General features: G+C 55.3%; 19 protein-coding genes. 6 read left to right on the forward strand and 13 right to left on the reverse strand.

Annotated features, from left to right (window positions below):
* Positions 1-76: 76 nt before the first annotated feature.
* The 5 genes from N3G78_11740 to N3G78_11760 form a co-directional block, all read right to left on the reverse strand.
* On the reverse strand, positions 77-2,098 hold the full coding sequence (locus N3G78_11740) for a 3-hydroxyacyl-CoA dehydrogenase/enoyl-CoA hydratase family protein (protein MCX8118592.1): 2,022 nt from the start codon (positions 2,096-2,098) through the stop codon (positions 77-79).
* A 51-nt stretch (positions 2,099-2,149) separates the two neighbouring features.
* On the reverse strand, positions 2,150-3,778 hold the full coding sequence (locus N3G78_11745) for a methylmalonyl-CoA mutase family protein (protein ID MCX8118593.1): 1,629 nt from the start codon (positions 3,776-3,778) through the stop codon (positions 2,150-2,152).
* 18 nt (positions 3,779-3,796) lie between these two features.
* Positions 3,797-4,198 carry a cobalamin B12-binding domain-containing protein gene (locus N3G78_11750; GenBank protein MCX8118594.1) on the reverse strand — a complete coding sequence of 134 codons (402 nt, stop codon included), beginning with the start codon at positions 4,196-4,198 and terminating at the stop codon, positions 3,797-3,799.
* 29 nt (positions 4,199-4,227) lie between these two features.
* Entirely contained in the window at positions 4,228-4,914 is a 687-nt protein-coding gene (locus N3G78_11755; protein ID MCX8118595.1) for a GntR family transcriptional regulator, read from the reverse strand.
* Between the two features lie 77 nt (positions 4,915-4,991).
* Complete coding sequence (locus tag N3G78_11760) at positions 4,992-5,702, reverse strand: DUF434 domain-containing protein (protein MCX8118596.1); 711 nt, start codon at positions 5,700-5,702, stop codon at positions 4,992-4,994.
* Between the two features lie 74 nt (positions 5,703-5,776).
* Here N3G78_11760 and N3G78_11765 point away from each other — a divergent pair, with 74 nt between their 5' ends.
* The 3 genes from N3G78_11765 (at position 5,777) to N3G78_11775 (ending at position 10,498) form a co-directional block, all read left to right on the forward strand.
* Complete coding sequence (locus tag N3G78_11765) at positions 5,777-7,219, forward strand: FAD-binding oxidoreductase (protein MCX8118597.1); 1,443 nt, start codon at positions 5,777-5,779, stop codon at positions 7,217-7,219.
* An 8-nt stretch (positions 7,220-7,227) separates the two neighbouring features.
* Positions 7,228-10,206, forward strand: coding sequence for a heterodisulfide reductase-related iron-sulfur binding cluster (locus tag N3G78_11770; protein MCX8118598.1), 2,979 nt, complete (start codon positions 7,228-7,230; stop codon positions 10,204-10,206).
* Positions 10,207-10,291: 85 nt separating this feature from the next.
* A complete protein-coding gene (locus N3G78_11775; protein MCX8118599.1) occupies positions 10,292-10,498 on the forward strand; it encodes an NrdH-redoxin in 207 nt (68 codons plus the stop codon).
* A 135-nt stretch (positions 10,499-10,633) separates the two neighbouring features.
* Here the strand turns inward: N3G78_11775 and uvrA are convergent, their stop codons facing one another.
* Positions 10,634-13,393 carry an excinuclease ABC subunit UvrA gene (gene uvrA, locus N3G78_11780; GenBank protein MCX8118600.1) on the reverse strand — a complete coding sequence of 920 codons (2,760 nt, stop codon included), beginning with the start codon at positions 13,391-13,393 and terminating at the stop codon, positions 10,634-10,636.
* A 122-nt stretch (positions 13,394-13,515) separates the two neighbouring features.
* On the opposite strand from uvrA, the gene N3G78_11785 reads away from it, so the two are divergent.
* A complete protein-coding gene (locus N3G78_11785) occupies positions 13,516-14,487 on the forward strand; it encodes an ABC transporter ATP-binding protein (protein ID MCX8118601.1) in 972 nt (323 codons plus the stop codon).
* Positions 14,432-15,235, forward strand: coding sequence for an ABC transporter permease (locus tag N3G78_11790; GenBank protein MCX8118602.1), 804 nt, complete (start codon positions 14,432-14,434; stop codon positions 15,233-15,235). The genes N3G78_11785 and N3G78_11790 overlap by 56 nt, the downstream gene beginning before the upstream one ends.
* Positions 15,236-15,311: 76 nt before the next feature.
* Here N3G78_11790 and N3G78_11795 read toward each other — a convergent pair whose 3' ends face one another.
* From N3G78_11795 to N3G78_11825, 7 genes are all read right to left on the reverse strand, one after another.
* Positions 15,312-16,091 carry a sugar phosphate isomerase/epimerase gene (locus N3G78_11795; protein MCX8118603.1) on the reverse strand — a complete coding sequence of 260 codons (780 nt, stop codon included), beginning with the start codon at positions 16,089-16,091 and terminating at the stop codon, positions 15,312-15,314.
* A 59-nt stretch (positions 16,092-16,150) separates the two neighbouring features.
* Complete coding sequence (locus N3G78_11800; GenBank protein ID MCX8118604.1) at positions 16,151-17,482, reverse strand: DUF4332 domain-containing protein; 1,332 nt, start codon at positions 17,480-17,482, stop codon at positions 16,151-16,153.
* Positions 17,483-17,832: 350 nt separating this feature from the next.
* Positions 17,833-18,549 carry an ABC transporter ATP-binding protein gene (locus N3G78_11805; protein MCX8118605.1) on the reverse strand — a complete coding sequence of 239 codons (717 nt, stop codon included), beginning with the start codon at positions 18,547-18,549 and terminating at the stop codon, positions 17,833-17,835.
* A gap of 103 nt (positions 18,550-18,652) precedes the next feature.
* Positions 18,653-19,402, reverse strand: a complete 750-nt coding sequence (locus N3G78_11810; GenBank protein MCX8118606.1) for an ABC transporter ATP-binding protein — start codon at positions 19,400-19,402, stop codon at positions 18,653-18,655.
* Positions 19,399-20,277 (reverse strand): branched-chain amino acid ABC transporter permease, encoded by an 879-nt coding sequence (locus tag N3G78_11815; protein MCX8118607.1) that lies wholly within the window; start codon positions 20,275-20,277, stop codon positions 19,399-19,401. The genes N3G78_11810 and N3G78_11815 overlap by 4 nt, the downstream gene beginning before the upstream one ends.
* A 7-nt stretch (positions 20,278-20,284) precedes the next feature.
* Entirely contained in the window at positions 20,285-21,148 is an 864-nt protein-coding gene (locus N3G78_11820) for a branched-chain amino acid ABC transporter permease (protein ID MCX8118608.1), read from the reverse strand.
* A gap of 71 nt (positions 21,149-21,219) precedes the next feature.
* The gene (locus tag N3G78_11825; GenBank protein MCX8118609.1) at positions 21,220-22,335 is read right to left on the reverse strand and encodes an ABC transporter substrate-binding protein; all 1,116 of its coding nucleotides are present in this window, start codon (positions 22,333-22,335) and stop codon (positions 21,220-21,222) included.
* A 69-nt stretch (positions 22,336-22,404) separates the two neighbouring features.
* Here N3G78_11825 and N3G78_11830 point away from each other — a divergent pair.
* The coding region (locus N3G78_11830) for a gamma-glutamyltransferase (protein ID MCX8118610.1) at positions 22,405-22,990 on the forward strand (586 nt) is incomplete at its 3' end.

The following is a 22,990-nucleotide window of genomic DNA, read 5'->3' on the forward strand; positions in this document are numbered from 1 at the left end:
CGGCTATTCCACTTCGCCTCGTCGATCCCTCCTTCGAGAAAAGGATCGAACCCTCGACGACGGAGACGGATGAGGTTCATCGATGGACAAAGTTCGCATTGACCTTCGGCCCATTCTTGAGGAAGTTCTCGATCCCGATGGCCCTATCCTCGGTGTAGAAGCATTCGCCGAAGATCTTGGCCTCGATTTTGAGGCCTTCGCTTAACGTCGTCTTGGCACCTTCCAGGATCGCCTTTTGTAAAAGCTCGTCGATCTTCCGACTCAGGTGGCCGATATCGACTTCCGGAAGGGTCGGGGGGATCGGGATAGGCCCTTTCGGCATCGTGGGAGGGGTAACCTTTTTCGATAGAAGGTCGTTCACCCATCGAATTCCGGCCTCGATCAGGTCGCCATCGACTTCCTCCTGAATCAGGCCGATCTCCTTGGCCTGGGCTGACGAGATCGGATTGGCACTCCGGAGGATGGGCCAGGCCTTCTCCAGGCCGATCAGCCTTGGGAGCCTCTGGGTCCCTCCGGCTCCCGGAATGAAGCCGAGCCTCGGCTCAGGCTGGGCCACGAAGACCTTCTGCCCTTTTTTGGCAATCCGGACGGTGCAGGCCATGGCGATCTCGTTTCCACCGCCAAAGGCCAGCCCGTTCATGGCACAGACCACGGGCTTGCCGAGGTTCTCGATGAGGTCGAGGATGGCGTAATTCTTGAGACACGCCGCCTCCGCCTCCTCGGCCGTCTTTTGGGCGGCGAGCATGCCGATGTCGGCGCCGGAGACAAAGGCCCTCGTTCCAAAACCGGTGAGGATGGCCCCTTTGACGGCGGGATCTTTCTGAATCTCCTCGAACGTCTCCTTGAGCTGTTGGAAGACCGCCTCGTTGAGGGCATTGAGAACTTTTGGCCTCCGAATCTTAACGATGGCGACCCCCTCCTTGTCTTCTCTCAAAACGACGGGGATCTTCCAGGGCCCTCCTGTGGCGGCCTGTCGTTTCAGGATCTCATCGATCTTGAACCCGGGATTCTCTTTGGCATAGGCCTCCACCAATTGGAGGGACTTTTGGATCCCCAACTGGTTCATCAGGGTGAAGGGCGGGGTCATCACCAGACCCATCTCCACCCCGAGCTCGAGATCGCTGATGTTGGTGATGCCGCTTCCTACAATTTCGCAGGCCATCCCGATGTAGGCGCCGGTGACCCGGTCCACCACCGCCTGATAGGTCTCGGGAGAGTAGTCGACCTTCTCCCCTTTGGCAGCCACCTCCCAGGGTTTTCCGGACTTCACCTGGTCATCGAGGATCTTGGGGGATCGATACCAGGGCATGATCGTCGAGGTCATGCCATTGAGGCCATGTTGGGTGAGGGGATTTCCTCCGGCCAAATTGTGGGCGGTGAAGGGGCCAACCCCCATGCCCAGGGCCTGTTGGACGATGGCGTCGGCCTGTTTGACCGTCGCAAGGCCTTTTTCAACCGTGAGGGCGGCGGCGAGAAAGACCCCTTCGAAGATCGGGTTCAGGGCGAAGCCGTAACGGGGCTTCACATGGATGGGGGCCTTTCCGATGAACTCGTAAAACTTCATCAGAAACTCCACCAGGCCGGGGTCGGTCTCTTTGGCCGGGATGATTTCGAGGGCGATGTTCCGATCGGCGGGGAAGAAGTAGTGGATCGCCAGACACCGGGCTCTGTCCTTCACCTTGGAGAAGATATCGTCAGGGACGATATGGGAGGTGTTGGTGGCGAGGATGGCAGTCTTTGGGCAGACCTCCTCGCAGCGGCTGAAGATCTTCTCTTTGACCTCGATGCTCTCGAAGGCGGCCTCGATGACGAGGTCGGCATCGCCAAGCATCGAATAGTCGGTGGTGAAGATCAGGTTCTTGAAAATGGACTCCGCTACCTCCTTCTTATAAATCCCCTTCTCGGCGGCCTTGGCCATCTTCGACTCGGCCTTCTTTGACCCCGATTCCAGGGCAGAGGAAACGATATCGACGACGACCACCGGCACCCCGTAGGAATAGAGGTTTTGGCTGAAGTGGAGCGCGATGTCGGGGCCAATGTTTCCCGATCCGATCACCCCCACTTTACGAATCGTTCGACCAAACATCGTCCATGGCATAACGTCCCTCCTTAGATTCGAAAATCGAGCGTGAGATTCAGGACTTCCTTCTCAAAAGATGCTCGGCTCTTTGAACTCTCCGTAGACCTCTTTAAAGACCCTTGTCATCTCTCCCACGGTCGCATAGGCCTTGCAACACTCGAGGAGATAGGGCATGACGTTTCTCTCCGCCCTGGCGGCGCTTTCGAGGTCTTTCAAAAGTTGGGCGACCTTTCGATTGTCTCTCTCGCGCCTCACCGCCTGGGTTCGTCGGATCTGCTCTTCGGCCGACTCCCATCGATATTCATGGAGCTCGACCTCCATCTCCTCCCCTTCGGTATATTTGTTCACCCCGACCAGGATCAATTCCCCTCTCTGGATGCCCTTTTCGTATTCATAGGCCTGTCGGGCCACCTCCCGTTGCACATAACCCGTCTCGACCGCCTGGATCATCCCGCCGATCTCCTCCACCCGTCTCATCTCTTCAAGGATCTTCTCCTCCATCTGCTTGGTGAGGGTCTCGATGAAATAGGAGCCGGCAAGGGGGTCGACGGTATCGCGAAGTCCTGTCTCCTCCATCAAGATCTGGAAGGTCCTGAGGGAGAGGAGGGCTGCCCTCGGGGTCGGGATGGTATAGGCCTCGTCGAAGGAGCAGAGGGCCGTGGTCTGGGCCCCTCCCAGGGCAGCGGCCAGGGCATAATACGCCCCCCGGATGATGTTATTCTCCGGCTGAGCCTTTGTCATCCCATAGCCGCCTCCGCCGAAGAGCCCACGGAGATAGAGCGAACGAGGATCTTTGGCCCCGTAGCGCTCTTTCAGGTTTTTGGCCCAGAGCTTGCGGGCGGCCCTGAATTTGGCCACCTGTTCCCAGAGGTTTCCAAAGACGTTGAAATTGAAGGTGAAACCCCGAACGAAATCGTCCACCTGGTAACCCCTTCGGAGGACCTCGTCGATGTAGGTGTTGGCGATTTCGAAGGCGTAGGCGATTTCCTGGGCCGGGGTGCACCCGGATTCCCGGATATGGTAACCACAGACGCTGACCGGGTTCGTCCGGGGGAGTTCCTTCATGGAATATTCGATCGTGTCACCGATGAGCCTCACCGCAGGCCTGACCGGGAAGATCCACGCCCCCCGTCCGATCATCTCCTTTAGGATGTCGTTTTGAGGGGTGGCGCTCACCCGGTCTTTCTTGAATCCATACCTCTCTGCTGTGGCCTGAAACATGGCCAGCATGATACTGGCCACGGCGTTGATGGTCAGGCCGACCCCGATCCGGTCGAGGGGGATGTCTTTAAAGGCGATCTCGAAGTCTCTCAAGGTATCAACCGCCATGCCCACCCGTCCCACCTCCCCTTCTGCCAGGGGATCGTCGGAGTCGAGCCCCATCTGCGTGGGAAGGTCGAAGGCGACATTGAGGCCGGTCTGTCCGTGGGAAATTAAAAATTTGAAGCGTTCATTCGTCTCCTCGGGGGTGCCGAAGCCCGTATATTGCCGGGTGGTCCATTCCCTGCTCCGGTATCCCTGCGGATGGATCCCCCTGGTGAAGGGATAGACGCCGGGAAGGGCGAGATCTTTTTCGGGGTCGAACCCGACCTCCTCGAGGTCCTTCTGGGTGTAAACCGGCTTCACATGAATCCCGGATTGGAGGATCACATCGAGGATCTCGTCCTTTTCGTTCTTGATATATCTGGCCACGCCCATGTTATGCCCCCATGTGACTCAAGGTCTCGGTTTGACGTTCTCGTTGATCCAGCGAATCGCCTCTTCGAAAGGGGTCCCCCCAGGGAAGATCCCTTTGATGCCCATCTTTTGAAGGAGAGGGATATCCCTTTTGGGAATGACCCCTCCGACCACAACGGTTTTGTCCTCCAGACCTTTCTCTTTCATCTTTTTCATCAGCTTTTCACAGATGGGCAGATGTGCCCCGGACATGATCGACAGGCCGACCACGTCCACGTCCTCCTGCAAGGCGGTCTGAACGATCTGGTCGATCGTTTGGTGAAGGCCGGTGTAAATGACCTCCATGCCGGCATCCCGGAGGGCCTGGGCAACCACCTTGGCTCCCCGATCATGTCCGTCCAATCCTGGTTTGGCGACCAAAATGCGAAGCTTTCTCTCCATCTCTCTCCTCGATGATCAGGAAGGTGGGCTTAAGGGATAAGCCTCCCTTCCCGGATCTCCTTCAGGATAATCTCCCTCCCTCGTTCCAGATGGGCCCGGACAAGGCTCTCCACGAGGCGAGGCTCTTTCTTTTTCATGGCGTCGAGCATCTGCCGATGGTCCGAAACCGAACTCTTGAACCCATTGCGGGTATGGAGCAGGGCCGATCGATAACGGAAGAAATAGTCTCGATACCCATGGATCATCTCGATCAATTTCCTGCTTTTGCAGGACCGATAGAGGAGGTCGTGAAATTCGGTGAAGAGACGAACCGCCTTCTTATCGTCCCCCTCCTTAAAGGCCGTCTCCGATTCGGTTATCTTTTTTTCGAGGGCGGAGAGGTCATCGGGGGTCATGTGTATCGTGGCGAGGTAGGCGGCATAGCTCTCCAGGGCGATGCGGATGCCGAAGATCTCCTCGACGTCCTCCTTTGTGAACTCGCGGACGGCGAATCCTCCTCTGGGAAGGCGCCTGATCAGATCGTCCTGCTCCAGCTTATGGAAGGCCTCCCGGACGGGCGTGCGGCTGATCCCCATTTGCCTGGCCAGGGCCTCCTCGACAAGCCTCTGGTTGCCCTTCAATTTCCCGTGGAGGATCGACCTTTTTAAGGCCTCGTAGACGACTTCACGAAGGGGTTTCCGCTTTTGGAGGTTGAGGCCGCCGAGCAAATTTTCCAAAGGGAAGACCTCCGGGCTACCTACCTGTATACTGTATCCAATTCTGCCCCCCTTTATACGTCAATGGGGGAAGGTTGTCAAGGTTGAATTGGCGAGCAGTGGACTTTCCACCACCGGTAGGTCAGGGAGGGTGGTTTTAGGCGGCGTTTCAGGATATGGCCGGCCAGGTCGATCGCCCGACTGGCCAGGTTGAGGATGGCCGTGTCGCTCGTGGCCACTACCCCCGGAAAGGCGTTCAGGATGTTCTCTGGAACCTTCACGGCGTGGGCCTCACCCGAGATTCCCTCCCGTTTCAAACGGGCTTCGATCCTCCGAGCCAGCTCGCCGCTCTTCGAGATGGGCGCATCGAACAGGAAGAGGGTGTTTCCGGGTTCGGCCTTTTTCAGAAGGTCGAAGATCAGGGAGAGGGCCTCGTCGGTCTGGGTTGACGCCTTGTAGTTTTTGGAAAGGCCCGAGATGTCCCGGACGAAACCATCATCGCCGAGGACGAGGGGACGCCCGCGGAGCCCCGCTTCGAGGGTGATGAGGACATTATGGCCATCTATGGCCAGATCCTTCCCCCGGAGATATGAGAGAGAGACCTGTTTGGCCCTTCTCCATTTCGATTCACTCTTCGAAAAGATCGCCCGGTGAAGGAGATGGCGTTGAGCGAAGGTGAGTTGGTAGCGGTTTCCTACCAGTTCTAGAGACGGTTTTCTCGGAAACCCCCGGTTGAGGAGGTAACGAAAGTCTCTGGCGGCCTCCAAGAGAGACTCGATGTCGTGTGGAAGGAGGTTCCTCTTTCTCATTTCCCCCTGTTTGGGTTTACTTGGTTGAGGGGAGGGGTATGTGTTAATAATAGACCCTTCGAGAAGGAGAAGCAATGGGGATCGCAAAAAAATTATTGGATCGATTCGGTCCCGAGAGGTTTATCTGCGACCCCTTGAGATTGGAGCCCTATTCGAGGGATTTTAGCCTTTCGCCTCCTCAAAGGCCGGAAGGGGTGGTCAAGGTGAAGACCGCCGAAGAGGTTCGATTTGTCCTCGGGGTTGCACGAGACTATTCGGTTCCGATCGTTCCCTCCAGCTCGAGGGTCCATTTTTATGGCCTCACGATACCACAAAAGGGGGGGCTTGTCCTCGACCTATCGGAGATGGACAGGATTCTGGAGATCGACGAGTCGAACCGAAGGGTCAGGATCGAAGCGGGTGTATCGTGGGGGAAACTCTGTCCGGCTTTGAGGGAGAAGGGATTAAGGGTGATGATGCCACTCTTCCCCCATCCCTTAAGGTCGGTGATCACCGACCTCTTGGAAAGGGAGCCGCTTGTGAACACGGTCTACGAGTACGGGGAGCCCCTTCAAGGGATGGAGGTGGTCTGGCCCAACGGCGAGATCTTCCGGACAGGTTCGGCCAGCACGCCAGGGTATCCTGATTCGATCGCAGGAGGGGTCAACCCGACCGGCCCCGGAATAGATTTCTACCGGCTTTTACAGGGCGCCCAGGGAACCCTGGCCGTGGTGACCTGGGCCAGTCTCAAGATCGAAACCCTTCCGAAGATCGATAAACTTTTCTTCGTACCCCTTTCGAACCTCTCACAAGGGTTGGCCTTTCTCTCAACAATCCTGAGGCTTCGGGTGGGGCAGGAGTGTTTTCTGCTCAACCGGAGAGTCCTCTCTTTAATCCTCAACAGGGGGGGAGGAGGGGCCGACGGGGAACTGCCGACCCATGCCATCTTCATCGTCCTCAGCGGCCTTCAACGACGTCCTGAATTGAAGATCGCCTACGAGGAGGCCCTCTTGAGAGAGGCCCTCAAAAATTGGTTTCCCGAAGAGAGGGTCCTTGAGGAGATTCCTCATGGCCCTCCACCCGGGGAGTTTGTGAAAGGCCTCCGAAGCCCTTGGCCCGATCCGGAAACGTATTGGAAGCACCGGTGGAAGAAAGGCTGTCAAAGCCTCTTCTTCCTCACCAAGCCCTCCCGGGTCGAACGGTTCGCGGAGATCGTCAAGGATATGGCGAACTCCTTTGGATACGAGGGGGAAGACATCGGCCTCTACCTTCAGCCCATCGAACACAACCGGGCCTGCCATCTGGAGTTCCATTTCTACTACGATCCTGAGGACGGATCCGAAAGGGAACGAATCCAAATACTCTTCCGGGAAGGGGTACGACGTTGTTTGGCAGAGGGGGCTTTCTTCACCCGGCCGTATGGAGAGGCCTCAACGCTCGTCTTCGAAAGGGCGTCGGCATATGCGAGGGCGCTCAAAAAGGTAAAGGCCGTCTTCGACCCACTTCAACTGATGAATCCTGGTAGGCTCTGTTTTTAGAGGATAAAGTGGCTGAAAGGATCGAACTCGACATCAACCGGATCGAAAATTTCCTCTACGAACTGAAGGGATGCGTCCGGTGCAAGGGGTGCCTCTGGGTCGATCATATCTATATGCCAGGGGTCCGGTTCTCCACGAGGTGTCCCAGCGCCGCCCACTTCCTCTACGACGCCTTTGGCGCTTATGGAAAGATGAGGATAGGGCTGGGTTATGTAGAAAGGCGACTCCCTCCCTCCGAGACGCTTCGCCATCTCTTCTACGCCTGTCCCCTCTGTGGCGCCTGCGATGTGGGATGCAAAAGGAACCTCGACCTCGAGATCGGTCTCGCCCTGGAGGCGATTCGGGTGAAGCTGGTCAAGGATGGCCTGGGTCCCATGCCGGTCCATCGGGAGATCGCCCATCAGATCGAAAAACAGGGGAATCTCTTCGGGCTTCCTTACGAAGGGAGAAAGGGATGGCTCTCCCGTGCCATCCGTCTGACCGAAGGAGCGAAGGTCCTCTATTTTGTCGGGTGTTATGGTTCCTATTATCATTCTGAAATCCCGCAGGCCACGGTGAAGATCTTGGAGGCCTCCGGGGTCCCTTTTCAGCTCATGGAAGATGAGAGGTGCTGCGGAAATCTCCTCTTCTCGGTCGGGATGATTGAAGAGGCCAAAAGAGAAGCCGAGCTTAACCTCCAGAGCATCAGAAAGTCCGGAGCCACCACGCTTTTGACAACCTGCGCCGAGTGTTACCGGATGTGGAAGGTCGACTACCCCAAAATCTTCGGCCTCTCCACCCATGAACTGGGTTTCGAAGTGAAACATCTGGCCGAGTTTGTTTACGAGGGGATAATAGAGGGGAGGATAAGTTTCAGCCATCGTTTGGAGAAGAGGGTTGCTTATCACGACTCGTGCAGCCTTAGCCGGCTGAGCGAACCCTGGACGAGATGGTCGGGAGAACGGAGGCGATGGGGTGTGCTCGATCCCCCATTGGTTAGGAGGCGCGGGACTTTCGGGGTCTATCATCCCCCCAGGGAAATTTTGGATCGGATTCCGGGAATACACTTGATGGAGTTCCACAGGAATAGAGAGAATAGTTTCTGTTGCGGGGCAGGCAGGGGGACCTTGGAGGCCTTTCCCGATTTTGCCCTTTGGTCTGCGGGCCAGAGAATAGAAGAGGCCTTCGACCTTGGGGCCGAAGCCATCGTTTCGGCCTGCCCTCGCTGCAAGAGAAATTTTCTAAACGCGGCGAAGGAGAAAAAGGGAGAATTACAGCTCCTCGACCTTTCGGAGGTCATTTCCTCAGCGATGGGAGGAGGACCCATGGGGGTTCGAGCCGCGAGGTGTCGAAAGATGATACCGAAAGAGGCTTCAAAGGAATTGGAATCGATCGTGGGGAGGGAATATTTTACGATGGATCCGGTGCTCTGCGAGGGATACCGGGCAGGCCCCCGGGGATATGAATGCGGGCTTGGCTATGAGAAGGTGATGGCCCGGGTTCCAGCGGCGGTCGTCCTTCCGGCGGAGACCCCCGAGGTCCAGGCAATCGTCCAGACGTGTTATCGATTTCAGATCCCCTATGTCCCTTACAGCACCGGTTTCTATGGTGCCAAATCGGCACCCCACGTGGAGGGAGCCCTCCTTATCGATCTCAAGAGGATGGCCCATTTCGAGATCGACGAGGACCACCTTATGGCCGTGGTAGGGCCCGGGATCGTCTATTCCCAGCTTCAGGCCGAGGCCCTCAGGAGGGGGATGTACGTCCTGGTAGGAGGTGGAGGGGGGCAGGTTTCGGTCATCGCCAACATGATCAATGACGGGACCTCTCCCCATAGCTACCGCTTTGGCCTTGCCCAGCGAAGGATCCTCGGGACGGAGCTCGTCCTTCCCGATGGAGAGGTCCTCCGCTTAGGGTCTCTGAGCACGGAGGAGGACCCCTTTTGGGGAGAGGGTCCGGGCCCCGATCTTCGCGGGCTGTTGAGGGGAGGGACGGGCTGGAGAGGGTCCTTCGGAATCGTCACGAAGATGGCCCTGAAGCTGATGCCCTTCCAACCCGAACCCCTTCGACCCGAAGGGATTTCGCCCCACACCGCCTTGAGGCTTCCGCAGGAGAGGGTGAAATGGGTCAATATCCGGATGCCAGACCGGGAGTCGCTGGTAAAGGCCGTCTACGAGATCGGAAAGGCCGAGATCGGGGCGGCCGTGATGAGGGTTCCGCTTTTCTGGAGGACCGTGGCGAGGTCAGAAAGCAAGGAGGAGTTCTGGAAACGGTGGTCCGAGGAGAGCGAGGAAAGCATCGAGAAGTTCCATCTCCTGAGGGTTCTCCTCATCGGATATGGATCTGAAGAGCAGATGGCCTATGAAGAAAAGGTGCTTTACGATATTGTTAACGAGCTCGGAGGGGAAATCCGGAGGACGAAACCCACCGACGAGTCATGGTTCAAGAATGCGGACTCGGCCGGGATGTGGCTCATGTGCGGAGGGTACCTTTCGGTCGAATATAGTTCCGATACTCTAAACCATGCGATCTTACAGGGAGAGGCCATGGCCGATTTGAAACAGGGCTACACGCCTCCCCTGATGCCCGACTACGGGGAGAGGGGATGGTTTCAAAGCATCGAGATGGGGCATCTGGGTTATTCGGAGTATCTGATCTATTGGGACCCCGAGGAGGTTTTGGAGGCGGCAGACCGGTTTTTCTTGAAGAGCCTTGAGGAAAACATTCGAAATCGATTCTATACCGCGATGCTCGGTCCCAATCAGCCCCTCTCTCTCACCGGCCCGGCGTATGGTCCCAACTATCATCGTTGGCTCCTTGCCATCAAGAGCCAGTTCGATCCTCAATGGCTCTGTCATCCGCCCCACCCCCTGGCCCACGATCGATTCCTTGAAAGAAGGGGGTGGGCGAGGCCGAAAGAAAGTTCAGAGGGTTCCCCGACCGGTGAAGAAAGGGGGCGGGAGGGCGAGGTCGACCAGAGGTTGACAGGGAAGAGCGAAAGGGGATAAATTGGAAGTAAAGTTTCCGAGGAGGGTTCCTATGGCCGCCGAAGAGATCAAAGTCTATACGACGCCCACCTGACCCTATTGCAAGATGGCGAAGGAGTTCCTTTCGCAGAAGGGCTATGCCTTTACCGAGTACGACGTGACCAAAGATCGGGCCGCCCTCGATGAGATGGTGAGGATCTCGGGGGCCCGGAGCGTCCCGGTCATCGCCGCCTGCAACGAAGTGATGATCGGCTTTGATAAGGCCCGCCTCGAGCAGATGCTGAGCTGCCTGAAACAGAGGACAGAGATTTAAAATCTTGGGGCAAGAAATTCGGATTCCGAAGCTTTATTGAAATCCGGACCTCGAGGGAAGCCCTCTTTCTCAAAAAGGGAGGGAGGAGGTTCGGAAGGGCCCATCGGTTCGGATTTCGAACTGCCGATTTCGGATTTATGAATTTTGAAGCCTCCGTCTCAAAAACTGCCCGGTGTAAGATCGAGGCGAGGCCATGATCGCCTGAAGGTCTCCCTCGGCGACGATCCGGCCGCCTTCCTCCCCGCCTTCGGGTCCGAGGTCGATGATGTAATCGGCCCGGCGAATCAGGTCGAGGTTATGTTCGATGATCAGGAGGCTGTGGCCCTGGTCGAGAAGCTCCTCTGCGGCGTTCAGGAAGACCTCGATATCGGCCAGGTGGAGGCCGGTGGTGGGTTCGTCGAAGATGAAGAGGTTCCTCCCTTTCGCACCCTCCCCGAGATGGAGGGCCAGCTTGAGCCGCTGAGATTCTCCTCCGCTCAGGGTATTGGTCGGCTGTCCCAGGGTGAGATAGCCCAGGCCGACCTTCTTTAAGAATTCCAGTTTTGAGACGATTTTAGGGTGATTCTGGAAGAAGGAGAGGGCCTCCTCCACGGTCAGGTCCAGGACCTCGGAGATGTTCTTGTCTTGGTACCGGACCTCCAGGATCTCGGCGCGAAATCTCTTTCCCTCGCAGGCCTCGCAGGTGATGATCACGTCCTCAAGGAATTGCATCTCCAAAACCTGGATGCCCGCGCCTTGGCAGGCTTCGCATCTCCCTCCGGCCGTATTGAACGAGAAGTGGCGGGGCAGAAAACCGTACCGCTTCGCCTCCCGGGTTCTGGCAAAGAGGTCCCGGATGTCGCTGAAGACCTTGATATAAGTGGCTGCATTCGACCGGAGGCTTTTCCCGATGGGGGATTGATCCACCAGGATGAGGTCATCGATCTTCTCCAAGCCCTCGATCGAATCGAAGGAACCCCTCTCGAGGCCCGCCTCTCCATTCCGTTTCCATTTGAACCCCGCATAGAGGATGTGGTGAACCAGGGTCGTTTTTCCGGCGCCCGAGACGCCGGTGACGCAGGCCATGACATTGAGGGGGATCCGGACGTCCACCCCTTTGAGATTATGGTGCCGGGCGTTTCGGATCAGAATCCAACCCGATGGGTTCCGGTGGGGCTTGAACATTCCCGAGCAGAGCCCATCTCTCAGGTATCGGGCAGTGAGGGAATCCTCTCTATTCAGAAGGGCTGAGACCTCCCCCTCGAAGACGACGTTTCCGCCATCCTTCCCTGCACCGGGGCCGAGATCGATGATGTGATCGGCAGACCGGATGACCTCGGGATCATGCTCGACCACGACGATCGTATTCCCCCTCGCCTTGAGATGGCCCAGGGCCTTGAGCAGACGGTGGGTATCCCTCGCATGGAGACCGATGCTCGGCTCGTCAAGGACGTAGAGCGTATCGGTGAGGCCCGATCCCAAGGCCCTCGCCAGGGTGATCCGTTGATACTCGCCGTTCGAAAGGGTTCGGGTCTGCCGGGAAAGGGTGAGATAATCCAGTCCCACATCGAGCATGAACCGGATCCGGTCCCGAATCTCCTTGAGGAGCCTTCCGGCGATCTTCCTCTGAAATTCCCCCAGGGAGAGGCCCTCGAAAAACGCGTAAAGGTCGGAGACGGGCATGTCCGAAAGCTGGGCGATGTTCTTTCCGGCCACCCGGACATAGAGGGCCTCTTCTTTGAGACGGGTGTTTTGGCAGGTGGGACAGGGCGTATAATCTCGATATCTGCTGAGAAAGACGCGGTAATGGACCTTGTAGCGTTTGCCCTCCATCCATTCGAAGAACCCCTTGAGGCCGATGAATTCTTCTTTCCCCTGGAGGAGGACCTCCTTCTGTTCGGGGGAGAGCTCCTGGAAGGGCCTATCGAGGGGGATTCGAAAACGACGGCAGGCCTTGAAAAGGTAGTCATAAAGGTCTTCGTAAGCAGGCGTGTTCCAGGGGGCGAAGGGCCTCTCCTTGAGGCTCTTTTTAGGATCGGGGATCACCTTCTGCCAGTCGATCCCGATCACCCTGCCGAATCCCTGACAGGTGGGGCAGGCTCCCAGGGGGCTGTTAAAGGAGAAGAGGAGGGGTTCGGGTTCGGCAAATTCTCTCCCACAGAGATTGCAGGAAAAGCTACGGTTGAATCCCATTTTCCGGCCGTCTTCGGTGATCACCTCAATCCTTCCCCCTCCCAAAGCGAAGCCGCTCTGGACGGCCTCGTTGAGCCTGGAACGGTTCTTCTCTTCGGTGGAGATCCTGTCGATGATCAGATGAAGGGTCTGACCTTTCTTGAAATGGGAGGGGGGGAGATCGGTCAGGTTGAGGATTTCTCCCTCTTGGTAGATCCGGTAATATCCATTCTGGATCAGTTCGTTGAGCTTTGTTTCGGCCTTCTCTTTTGGCAACGGGACAGGAGAGGTGAGGATCACCTTCTGGCCTGGATAACGGGTTAAGATCGTCTCCGTCGCACTTTCCACGGTATCTCCCGAGACCTTGACCTCACAGGCTGGGCAGAAGACCTCGCCGATTTTGGCGAAGAGGAGCCGAAGATAGTCGTAGATTTCAGAGGCGGTGCCCACGGTAGAGCGGGCGTTCTTTACCGTGTTCTTCTGTTCGATGGCGATCGCAGGAGGGATGCCTCGTATGGCCTCCACATCGGGCCGGTCCATCTTCTCGAGGAACTGTCGGGCGTAGGTCGAGAGGGACTCGATGTAACGCCTCTGCCCCTCGGCAAAGAGGGTATCGAAGGCGAGGGTGGACTTGCCTGAGCCTGAAACCCCCGTGATGACGGTCGTCTTCCCCCTCGGAATCCGACAGGAGATATTCTTCAGGTTGTGGGATTTGGCACCGATGATTTCGATGAATTTCTCCATCGATCCAATTATAAAATATCCCGACCGGGCTTGAAACTTCCTCTCCTCCACGGTCCCTTGTTTCGCATCCCTCCATGTTTTAGAAATATCCATCCGAGGAGAGAATCGCCCTTGGACGGAAGATGAACCTGGCCATCGAAGCCAAAGGAATCACCAAATCCTTTCGCGTGGGTTGGTGGAAGAGGAGAGAGAAAGAGGTCCTCAAAGGGATCGATCTCGAGGTCCATCCGGGAGAGATCTTCGGAATCTTGGGGCCCAACGGAGCAGGGAAGACGACCCTCCTTTCGATCCTCTCGGCCCTCCTGCTGCCCGACCAAGGGGAGGTCCGCCTCTTCGGGATCGACCTTCTCCAGAACGGAGATCGGGTCCGGGGGATGATCAATCTCTCCAGCGGAAATGCCAATTTTGTCTGGAGCCTCTCGGTGGAAGAAAACCTCCGGTTTTATGGGATGCTCTACGGTCTTTCGAGGAGGGAGAGGGAGGAGAAGATCGACCAGTTGATCGACCTCTTCGATCTTCAGGAACACCGCAGGGTTCCCTTCGATCGCCTCTCCACGGGCATGAAGCAGAGGCTCTCCCTTGCCAAATCCCTGCTCAACAATCCTTCCCTGCTCTTCCTTGATGAACCCACGGTCGGTCTGGACCCCAGTGTCTCGGGCAGGATTCGGGATCAGATCCGGAACATTCAGAAGGGGAATGGGATGACCATCCTCCTGACCACCCACAACATGAGAGAGGCGGAATTCCTCTGCCACCGGATTGCCTTTCTGAAAGAGGGGAAGATTCTCGCGATTGGAACCCCCCAGGAATTGAAGCGGGCCATCCGGGTGGGCGACGTGATCCGGATCGAGTTTGAAGGCCCCCTTCCGGAAGATGAGCTCCTTCGATTCGAAGGGGTCATCACCTATTCGATCACCAGCGGAATCTGCGAGGTTCTCGTGGATGAGGCCGAACAGAGGGCAGGCCCCTTGATCGCCCACCTCTCGGAGGGCGGGACACGGATCAAAAGGATCGGCCTGCGGCAGACGGATCTCGAGGATGTCTTTATCGAATTTTCAAAAGAGATGGATCCAGATCAAGGCCTTCTCCTATAAGAACTGGATCATCACCCGAAGGAACGTCTTCAGCCTTTCGGAGATCCTCTTCTGGCCCCTCATCGCCCTCTTCTCCGTTGGCCTGCTGACCGTCTTTCTTGGCCTGGATGAAGCGATGAGGGGGTTCATCCTGATCGGGGTCATGTCGATGAGCCTCATCCAGGTCTGTCAGATCGACGTGGCCTATGCCCTTCTCTATGACCTTTGGGCCAAGGCGATGAAACACACCTTCATCGCTCCCATCCACCCCTATCAGCTCATCGCTGGGGCCTGGTTGATCGGCATGGCGCGCTCCTTACTCGTCTTTTTCCTCCTCGCCCTATTTAGCGGCCTCGCCTTTGGGTTCAATTTCTTCCATGGGGGCGTTCTTCCTCTCGTCACCCTTCTTTTGGGCCTCTTTCTCGTCTCCGTCTCGATCGGGATCGCGGTCTGTCTGCTCGTCCTGCTCTTCGGCTACAAAGCCGAGGTGGCGGCCTGGTCCATCACCAGCCTGACGGCCTTGATCTGCGGGATCTACTATCCGGTCTCCATCCTGCCCTCCCCGCTGCCAGAGATCGCCCGGGCCATTCCTCTGACCTATTTTCTCGAGGCCTTTCGATCCTTCTACGGCTTCCAAGGGGAGGGGGGCGTCCTGATGGGTTGGGGATTCGGTTTGACCGGATTCTACTTGGCCCTTGAGGCCTTCCTTATGAGATGGGCGATCCGTCATGCCAGAAGGAACGGCACCTTTATCAAACTCTCCGAGTAGGGAGGGGAATTTTCTGGGGCCGAGAGGGGCTCAATATCCCTTTCGGCGATCAGGGCGGATCGACCAGGGATCCTCTCTAAAGGGCCTCCCACATCCTCTGAATCTTCTCCTTGCTGATCCGAAGGTAATCCCTGTCCCTCGAAAAGACCTCAAGCGTCAGGGTCTCATCGTAGGGGGTCTGCTTCAGGGCCTTGAGGATCTTCTCAAAGTCGATGAGGCCGGCCCCGATGGGAAGGTGATTATCTTCCTTGCCGAAATTGTCATTGGCATGGACATGGCCGAGTCGGTGTCCGTATCGTTGGACAAATTCGAGGGAGGCGTTCCGGTTCCCTCCGAGGTTGGCATGTCCGATATCGAGGGCAAGACGGAGTTCGGGAAAGGCATCGAAGAGTTCCTTGAATTCCTTGGGGTCGGTGAGGAAGTGGGCCTGGGGGAACATGTTCTCGATACAGAGCGTGATGTCGAGTCCGTTGGCCTTTTTCAAGAGGATCTCGATCGATTTCAATCCATGGGCCTTCGCCTTATCGATGATGAACTTTCCCATCCCCGTGATATAACCAGGATGGAGGACGACTTTCTTGATTCCGAGCTCCGCTGAGGCTTCGATGGCCTTCAGATTTTCCTGAAGGGAGGCCTCCCGGAGGCTATCATACAGGTCGGCGGTCCAGACGAAGGTGGGAAGATGCCCGAGGATTCCAAGGTGGTATCGGTCGAGGAGTTCGAGGAGGGACCGCCGCTGACTTAATACCTTCTGGGGGGTCGCCTCGGGGGGATCGAAGGTCAGCTCGACATAATCGAAGCCCAACCTTCCGATTTCTTCAACTTCTTGAAGGATCGGTTTAACCGGGAAGTTCATCGCACCATATCTCATCTCTAACCCCGAAACCGGCAAGCCCGTTAATGAAGAGAAGAGCCCTAGGGGAGGTTTTTCCTCGCCTCTTTGATCCAAATCTTCAGCTTCGCCTTGCTGGGGATGGGTTGGCCTGGGAAATGGGTTTTTAACCTATCATAGAGGCGATCCGCCTCCTCCGAGGCCAGGGAGGCGATGGAGCGAATCCCGATCTCTTCGAGGAGGCGGAGATTCTTCACTCCCAATCCCTTTAACAGGACGAGGGCCGACATCTCCCTCCAATGGTTCAATTCTTCCTTCGAAAGGAGGATCCTTAAGGCAAGCTCCTCCCTCTCTTCTTTGGTGCGGGTCTTCTTCAAAAGGTCCTCCAGCCTCGCAATCCCGACCCTTGGAAAATCCTCCCGCCATCTAAGATCGATCCAGTAGGCATCTTGGAGCCGGGTTTCAAACGAATCGACCGTCTTTCGGTCGATGGCGTCGAAGATAAGAAGTGAAAAGGAGGCGATGAGAAGGGAGGCGAGGGCAACGGTGAGGGGCCTCGTCTTCCTCTCGGGATTGAGGCAGTAGGTGGCCTCTTCCCAGCCTCTTCCGAAGCGGAAGAGGGAGATCGTATTATACATCCCATAGACCTGAACCGCGAAGGGTGGGAAGCCCAAAAAACCGAGGAGGGGCATCTCGAAACCCTTCAGATCCTCAAAATAGGGGACCGTGTAAACCCATTTCGCGTGGGCCCAGAAGTTCCAGAACTCCCAGAGGAGGCCGCAGATCAGGCCGGCCCAGAGAAGGAGGTAGATTTTCCTTGGATTTCCCCCTTCGATCTCCCTTAACAGAGACCTTCCCCCGAATCGGTAGAGGAGCGGCTCCAATAGAAAGATGAATCCCACCCAGATGAGGGGAAAACCGTATCGGGGAAAAACGATCGAGAAGACAAGGCAGAGGGCACCAAGGCCGATCATGAAATTGAGCCTTTTCGGGGAAAAGGAAATCTTTTTCATGGAGGCGTGTTTGAACAGTCCCAGCGTCTCCAAAAGCTCGGTCGTTTCAAAGATTCCGGGAAGGACCGTTCCGTAGGCGACAAAATACCCGAGCCACCTTTCCATCCTCGAATGCGGGAGGTTGATGTAATACCAGTTTTCGAGGGAGAGGTTGGCCGCCTCGAAGATGAGCCACAGGAAGACCGACCAGGGGATCATGAGGAAAAATTCTTGTCTTCGGCTCATCAAGAGGGAGTTGCCCTTCAAACGGTAGATGAGGCCGTCGATGAAGAGGATGTAGGACCACCAGGCAAAACAGTAAAACCAACGATAAAAAGGCTCGACCTTCCTGAAATGGAGGACCTCGGAGACAACCAGTAGAAAAAATCCAAGGATGCCATGGATAGGGATCGTCTTTTTCATCCAAGGGAAATTTAGCACATTCTCCTTCCGGGGACAATTGACCCAAATCCTGATTTAAAAGGGTTTCATTGTCATTTTCATAGGCGAAAAGGGAATGCCTGGTCTGGGGAATCCTGCCTCGGAAGAGGCCTCGAGGCTTTGGTCGATTTCGGGAGGCATCTCCTGGCCAAAGGTTAGGGAACCGGCCTGTCCGAATTTAAGGAAATCGTCCTAAGTCTTGGCGATCTCGACGGGTTGTCCCAGGAGGAGGCAGGCATTTTAGGAGTTCTGGCGGGGTTGCGGAATCGGCCGATCCCTTTCTCTCATAAATGTTTTCTCCTTGTTGGGAGGGAGCTCCGTGAGCCCCGATCCTACCTGCCGAGATAGAGGTGTTTGACCTCTTCATTATTGAGAAGGCCTTCTCCCGTATCCTCTAACCGGTTCACGCCAAGATCGAGAACATAAGCTCGATGTGCCAAGCGAAGGGCCTTTCGAGCATTCTGTTCCACGATGAGGAGGGTGACTCCCTCCTGGTTGGTGACATAGATGTGATGATACATCTCGTCGATGACCTTGGGAGCCAGACCGATGGAGGGTTCATCCAAAAGGATCAGTTTGGGTTGGGTAAGGGAGGCACGGGCCATGGCGAGGACTTGTTTCTCGCCTCCGGAAAGGGACCCGGCTTTTATCTTCCTTCTCTTCTCCAGGACGGGGTAACGTTCCCAGATCTCCTGAACGGCCTTCCTGAGTAAAAACGAATCTTTTAAGAGAATCCCCCCCATCTCGAGATTTTCCATTACGGTCAGGGAAGGAAAGATGTTTTTCCCCTGAGGGATATAGGCCATGCCCAACTTTACTTTTTCTTCGGGTCCTTTACGGGAGATTTCAGATCCGCAAAATTGGATGGAGCCTCGGGTCGGTTGGATGAGACCAAAGATGGTTTTAAGAAGGGTGGATTTTCCCGATCCATTTGGTCCAATAATACAGACGATCTCCTTGGAGGCCACGGAGAGGGAGACCCCGTGGAGGACTTCGATCCTCCCATATCCAGAATAAACCTCCCGGACTTCTAAAAAAGACTCTGCCATGGTCTCTCTATTCGGGATCAGGGATGAAAGGGTCCTGACCTTCCACAGAAGCAATCGGTTTTCCCTTAACCCCCGAGTGCTGGATACCTTTAATCCTCGTCATTCACACGCCCAGATAGGCTTCGATCACCCTGGGGTTTTGTTGAATTTCTTTGGGTTTTCCTTCCGCAATCTTTCTGCCGTTATCCAGAACAAAAACCCATTCACAGAGCTCGATGACCACATCCATATTGTGCTCAATGATAAAGAAGGCCACCCCCCATTCCTTCATCTTGAGGATCAACTCCAGGATCGTCCGGATCATCATCGGGTTGATCCCAGCAGTGGGTTCGTCAAGAAGGATCATCTTGGGGTTGGCCATCAAGGCCCTCGCCAGCTCCAATAGTTTTTGTTGTCCGTAGGAAAGATTTCCAGCCCATTGATCTTTCAGATGGGAAAGCCCCACCCACTCGATCAACTCTAAGGCCCTTTTGCGATGGGCCTTCTCTTCTTCCTGGATGGCCTTCGATTTGAGAAAGAGGGAGCGAAGGGTTTCCCCCGTCTGTCGGGGGCAGGCGATGAGCATATTGTCCAGAACCGTCATTTTGGCCAGGACACGGGTCATCTGGAACGTTCGGACCATTCCCGCCGAGGCGACCTCGTGAGGGAGACGACCGTCGATCCGTTTCCCCTTAAAATAGATCTCCCCGGAATCCGGCAGAAGAAATCCCGTGATAAGATTGAATAGGGTCGTTTTTCCGGACCCGTTGGGACCGATGAGACCCGTGATGGCATGTCCGTTCAGGGAGAAGGTACAATCCGACACCGCTTGGACCCCTCCAAACGACTTGCTCAGACCTTTGGTCTCGATCATCTTCCCCCTCCCTTTTCTCGGATCAGGCCTTCGGGACGATAGACCATTAAAAAGATGAGAAGGGCCCCGAAGATCATCTGTTGCAGAGGAGCCAGATAACGCCCCCATTCGGCAGGGAGTTTAAGAAATCTCAAGGATTCTTGGAAGAAAATTAAGACAAAGGCTCCCACCAAAGGTCCCCATTCCGTTCCTTTCCCTCCCAGAACCACGATGAGCAGAACGAGGATGGTTTCAGAAAGCGTAAAGTCACCCGGACTGATGAAGGTGGTATAGTGGGCCCAAAGGACTCCTGCCAGCCCTGCGAAGACCGACCCGATCAGGACCGATTTGATCTTGAAATGGAACGTATTCTTCCCCAGAGCCATCAGGGCGATCTCATCTTCTCGTATTCCCCTGAAGGTGCGCCCCAGGGGACTCCGGATGACCCTTCTGAGGATGAGAAAGGTGAGGAGGGTTAGCCCGAAGGTCAATAAAAGATACTGGGGGAGCGTCCCAAACCGGTAGGAGAAAAGGACAGGTTTGGGAATGCCCGGGAGCCCCATCGGCCCTTTGGTCAACCAGACTTCGTTTTGAGAGACCATTCGAATGATCTCACCAAAGCCCAGGGTGGCGATTCCAAAATAATCGCCACGAAGCCTGAGGCTGGGAATGCTGAGGAGAAAACCGCAAAGGCCCGAAGCCGCTAACGCCACCCAAAAGGCCAGAGCAAAAGGAAAGTGATGGAGGGTGAGCAGGGCAGACGTATAAGCTCCGATCCCGAAGAAAGCGATGTGACCAAAATTAAAGAGACCGGTATAACCCATCTGGAGGTTGAGGCTCATGGCAAAGATAGAATAGATGAAAATCATGATCCAGAGATGGAGGAGGAGGTCCATCGCTTCCTTATTCCTGGTCCACCCCAAGGGTAGACGGTTTTAAAAGGAGGAGGAGCACCATGATCCCAAAAGCGATCGAATCTTTGTATCCCGTCGAGATAAACAGTACCCCAAGATTCTCCGCCAACCCAATGAAAATCCCCCCCCAGAGAGCTCCCCATACCTTCCCGACCCCTCCAAGAAGGATGGCCGCAAAGGCTTTGACCAGGTTGATCATCCCCATTCCCGGCTGGAGGTTCGTGTCGAGGGCCAGCAGAATGCCCCCCACGCAAGCGAGGGCCGAAGAAATGATCCAGGTGAATTGGATGGTCTTTTTCACGTCGATTCCCGTCACCCGGGCTAATTCGAGATTGTCCGAGACGGCCCGCATCGATTTTCCGATTTTCGACCGATAAAGCAGGAGATAGACCATCAGGATGCAAGCCAAGGTGGTGAGGATGATCGCCATTTGGTTCGCGGTGATGCGGATGTGAAAGATCTTCCACCCTCGTTGGATTTCGAACCCGTAGGTCCGGAGTTCGGCTCCCCAAAAGAGTTGAGCCCCGTTCCGGAGAAAAAACGAGAGGCCCAGGGCCGCGATGAGGAGGGTGAGGCGATTGGCCTGGCGGAGGGGTTGAAACGCAACCCGGTCCATCCCCAAACCGAGCAACATCGTGGAGCCAAGCGCAGGGAGGAGAGCCACATACAGGGGAAAGTAAAAGGGGCTGCCCATGAATAAGTAAAGGAAATAGGCGCCCCACATGATCAATTCTCCATGGGCGAAGTTGACAAAGTTCAGAACCCGATACACCATGGTGAGTCCCATGGCAAACAGGGCATAGATACAACCCGCCAATAAGCCGTTAAAGAGGGATTGGAAAAGATAGGACATTTCAAAAAATTAGGTTCTGAAGAAGAGATCTCTTCAGAACCTAACTCCCTTCAATTCCGAGGGGAATCCCCTTATTTTTTATAATCGATAATCTGCCCGTCCTTAATGGTCCAGACGCCATATTCACTGCCAACGCCTCGGTCTTGATCGAAGGTTTTGTCCCCTGTGACTCCTCGATATCCCCTGGCCACCTCAAAGAGGGCCTTTCGGATCCCATCAGAGGTATACCCTCCTCTTTCGATGGCTTTGGCGATGAGATGGACCATATCGTAGTTATATTCCGCGAAGATGGGAATCTTAGCGTCTCCATATTTCTTTGTCCAGAGAGACCGGAAAGCTTGATACTCCTTGGTCTCCTGAGAAAACACAGGATAAGTGCCGATAATCCCTTCCACCGCTTTCCCCGCCAATTCCACTAATTTTGGGGCTTTTGCCGCCGAGCCGACGATCCATTGGGTTTGTATGCCCATTTCGTAGGCCTGTTTGAACATGACCGACCCTTCGACGATATAGGTGAGATTGACGACCGCCTTCGGATTTCCCTTGGTCGCCCGGAGCAGTTCGGTCCGGTAATCGGTTTTCTTCTCTTCGTAAGGAATTTCGTCTAACACCTTTCCACCCGCCTTTTTGAAGTTTTCTACAAAAACATTCTTGAGGCCAAGTCCCCAATCGTTGTTCACATACATGATAGGGACTTCCATAAATTTCAACTGGAGGCAAAGGTCCGAAATTCCTTTCCCCTGCAAGACATCGGAGGGGAAGACCCTGAAGATATACTCTCCGGCTTTAGTCAGGCCGGGGGCGGCTCCCTGGGCCGAGATCATGACGACCTTACTTTCTTGGGCGACGGGCGCAGCGGCCATGAAATTGGAGCTTGCAGCCGGCCCGATGATCACGGGCACTTTATCGACGGTGATCAGCTTTCGAACGGCATTGACACAATCCTTGGGAGTGCTTTTGTTATCTTCATAGATGATTTCGAGTTTCTTTCCTTTAATTCCGCCTTTGCCATTGATTTCCTCGGTGGCCAGATCGATCGCTTTTTTGAATCCTTCTCCATAAACGGCGATGCTTCCTGAAAGGGCAATGGCTGCCCCGACTTTGTAGGTCTCCTGGGAATTTACGACGGGGGCAAAAATGAGTGAGAAGCCAGAGAAGATGAAAAATAAGTAACGGATTTTCCTCATGGTCAGCCTCCTTCGATAGATTATAGGGTATTTTTTTAAGATGAGAGACGATGTGTCAATAGCCAGGGGTTGGGTTTTGACCCAGCCATTTTTTTCATTTATGATGGCTTTAATCCAGAAAGAGGAGGGCTGATCTTGCGTTTCACTTACACACAGAAGCGGGAATGGAAGAATTCGGCACAACGCTCTGTGGCAATGGGTACACAGGGGATGGTTGCGGCCAGTCAACCTCTGGCGACCCTTTCGGGGTATAAGATCCTGGCAAAAGGAGGCAACGCCATTGATGCGGCTGTTGCCATGGTCAGCACCCTGAGTGTGGTTGAGCCTTATAATGTGGGAATAGGAGGCGATGCCTTTGCCCTGATTTATCTGGCAAAAGAGAAGCGTTTAATCGGAATGAATGCGAGCGGTCGAGCTCCTTATGGAGCAAGGCTCGAGTGGTTTCATCAGCAAGGGATGAAGGAGATGCCCGAAAGAGGAATATTATCCGTCACTGTCCCAGGAGCGCTTCATGGATGGAATCAGGCTTTGGAACGATACGGAACCATGAGACTTTCAGACGTTCTGCAGGATGCGATTCAATATGCTGAATATGGATTTCCTGTTACAGAAGTGATTTCCGGGGAATGGAAGGAGGCAGAAGAAATTCTAAGAT

Source organism: Thermodesulfobacteriota bacterium (assembly GCA_026415035.1).
Classification (GTDB): Bacteria; Desulfobacterota; BSN033; order BSN033; family UBA1163; genus RBG-16-49-23.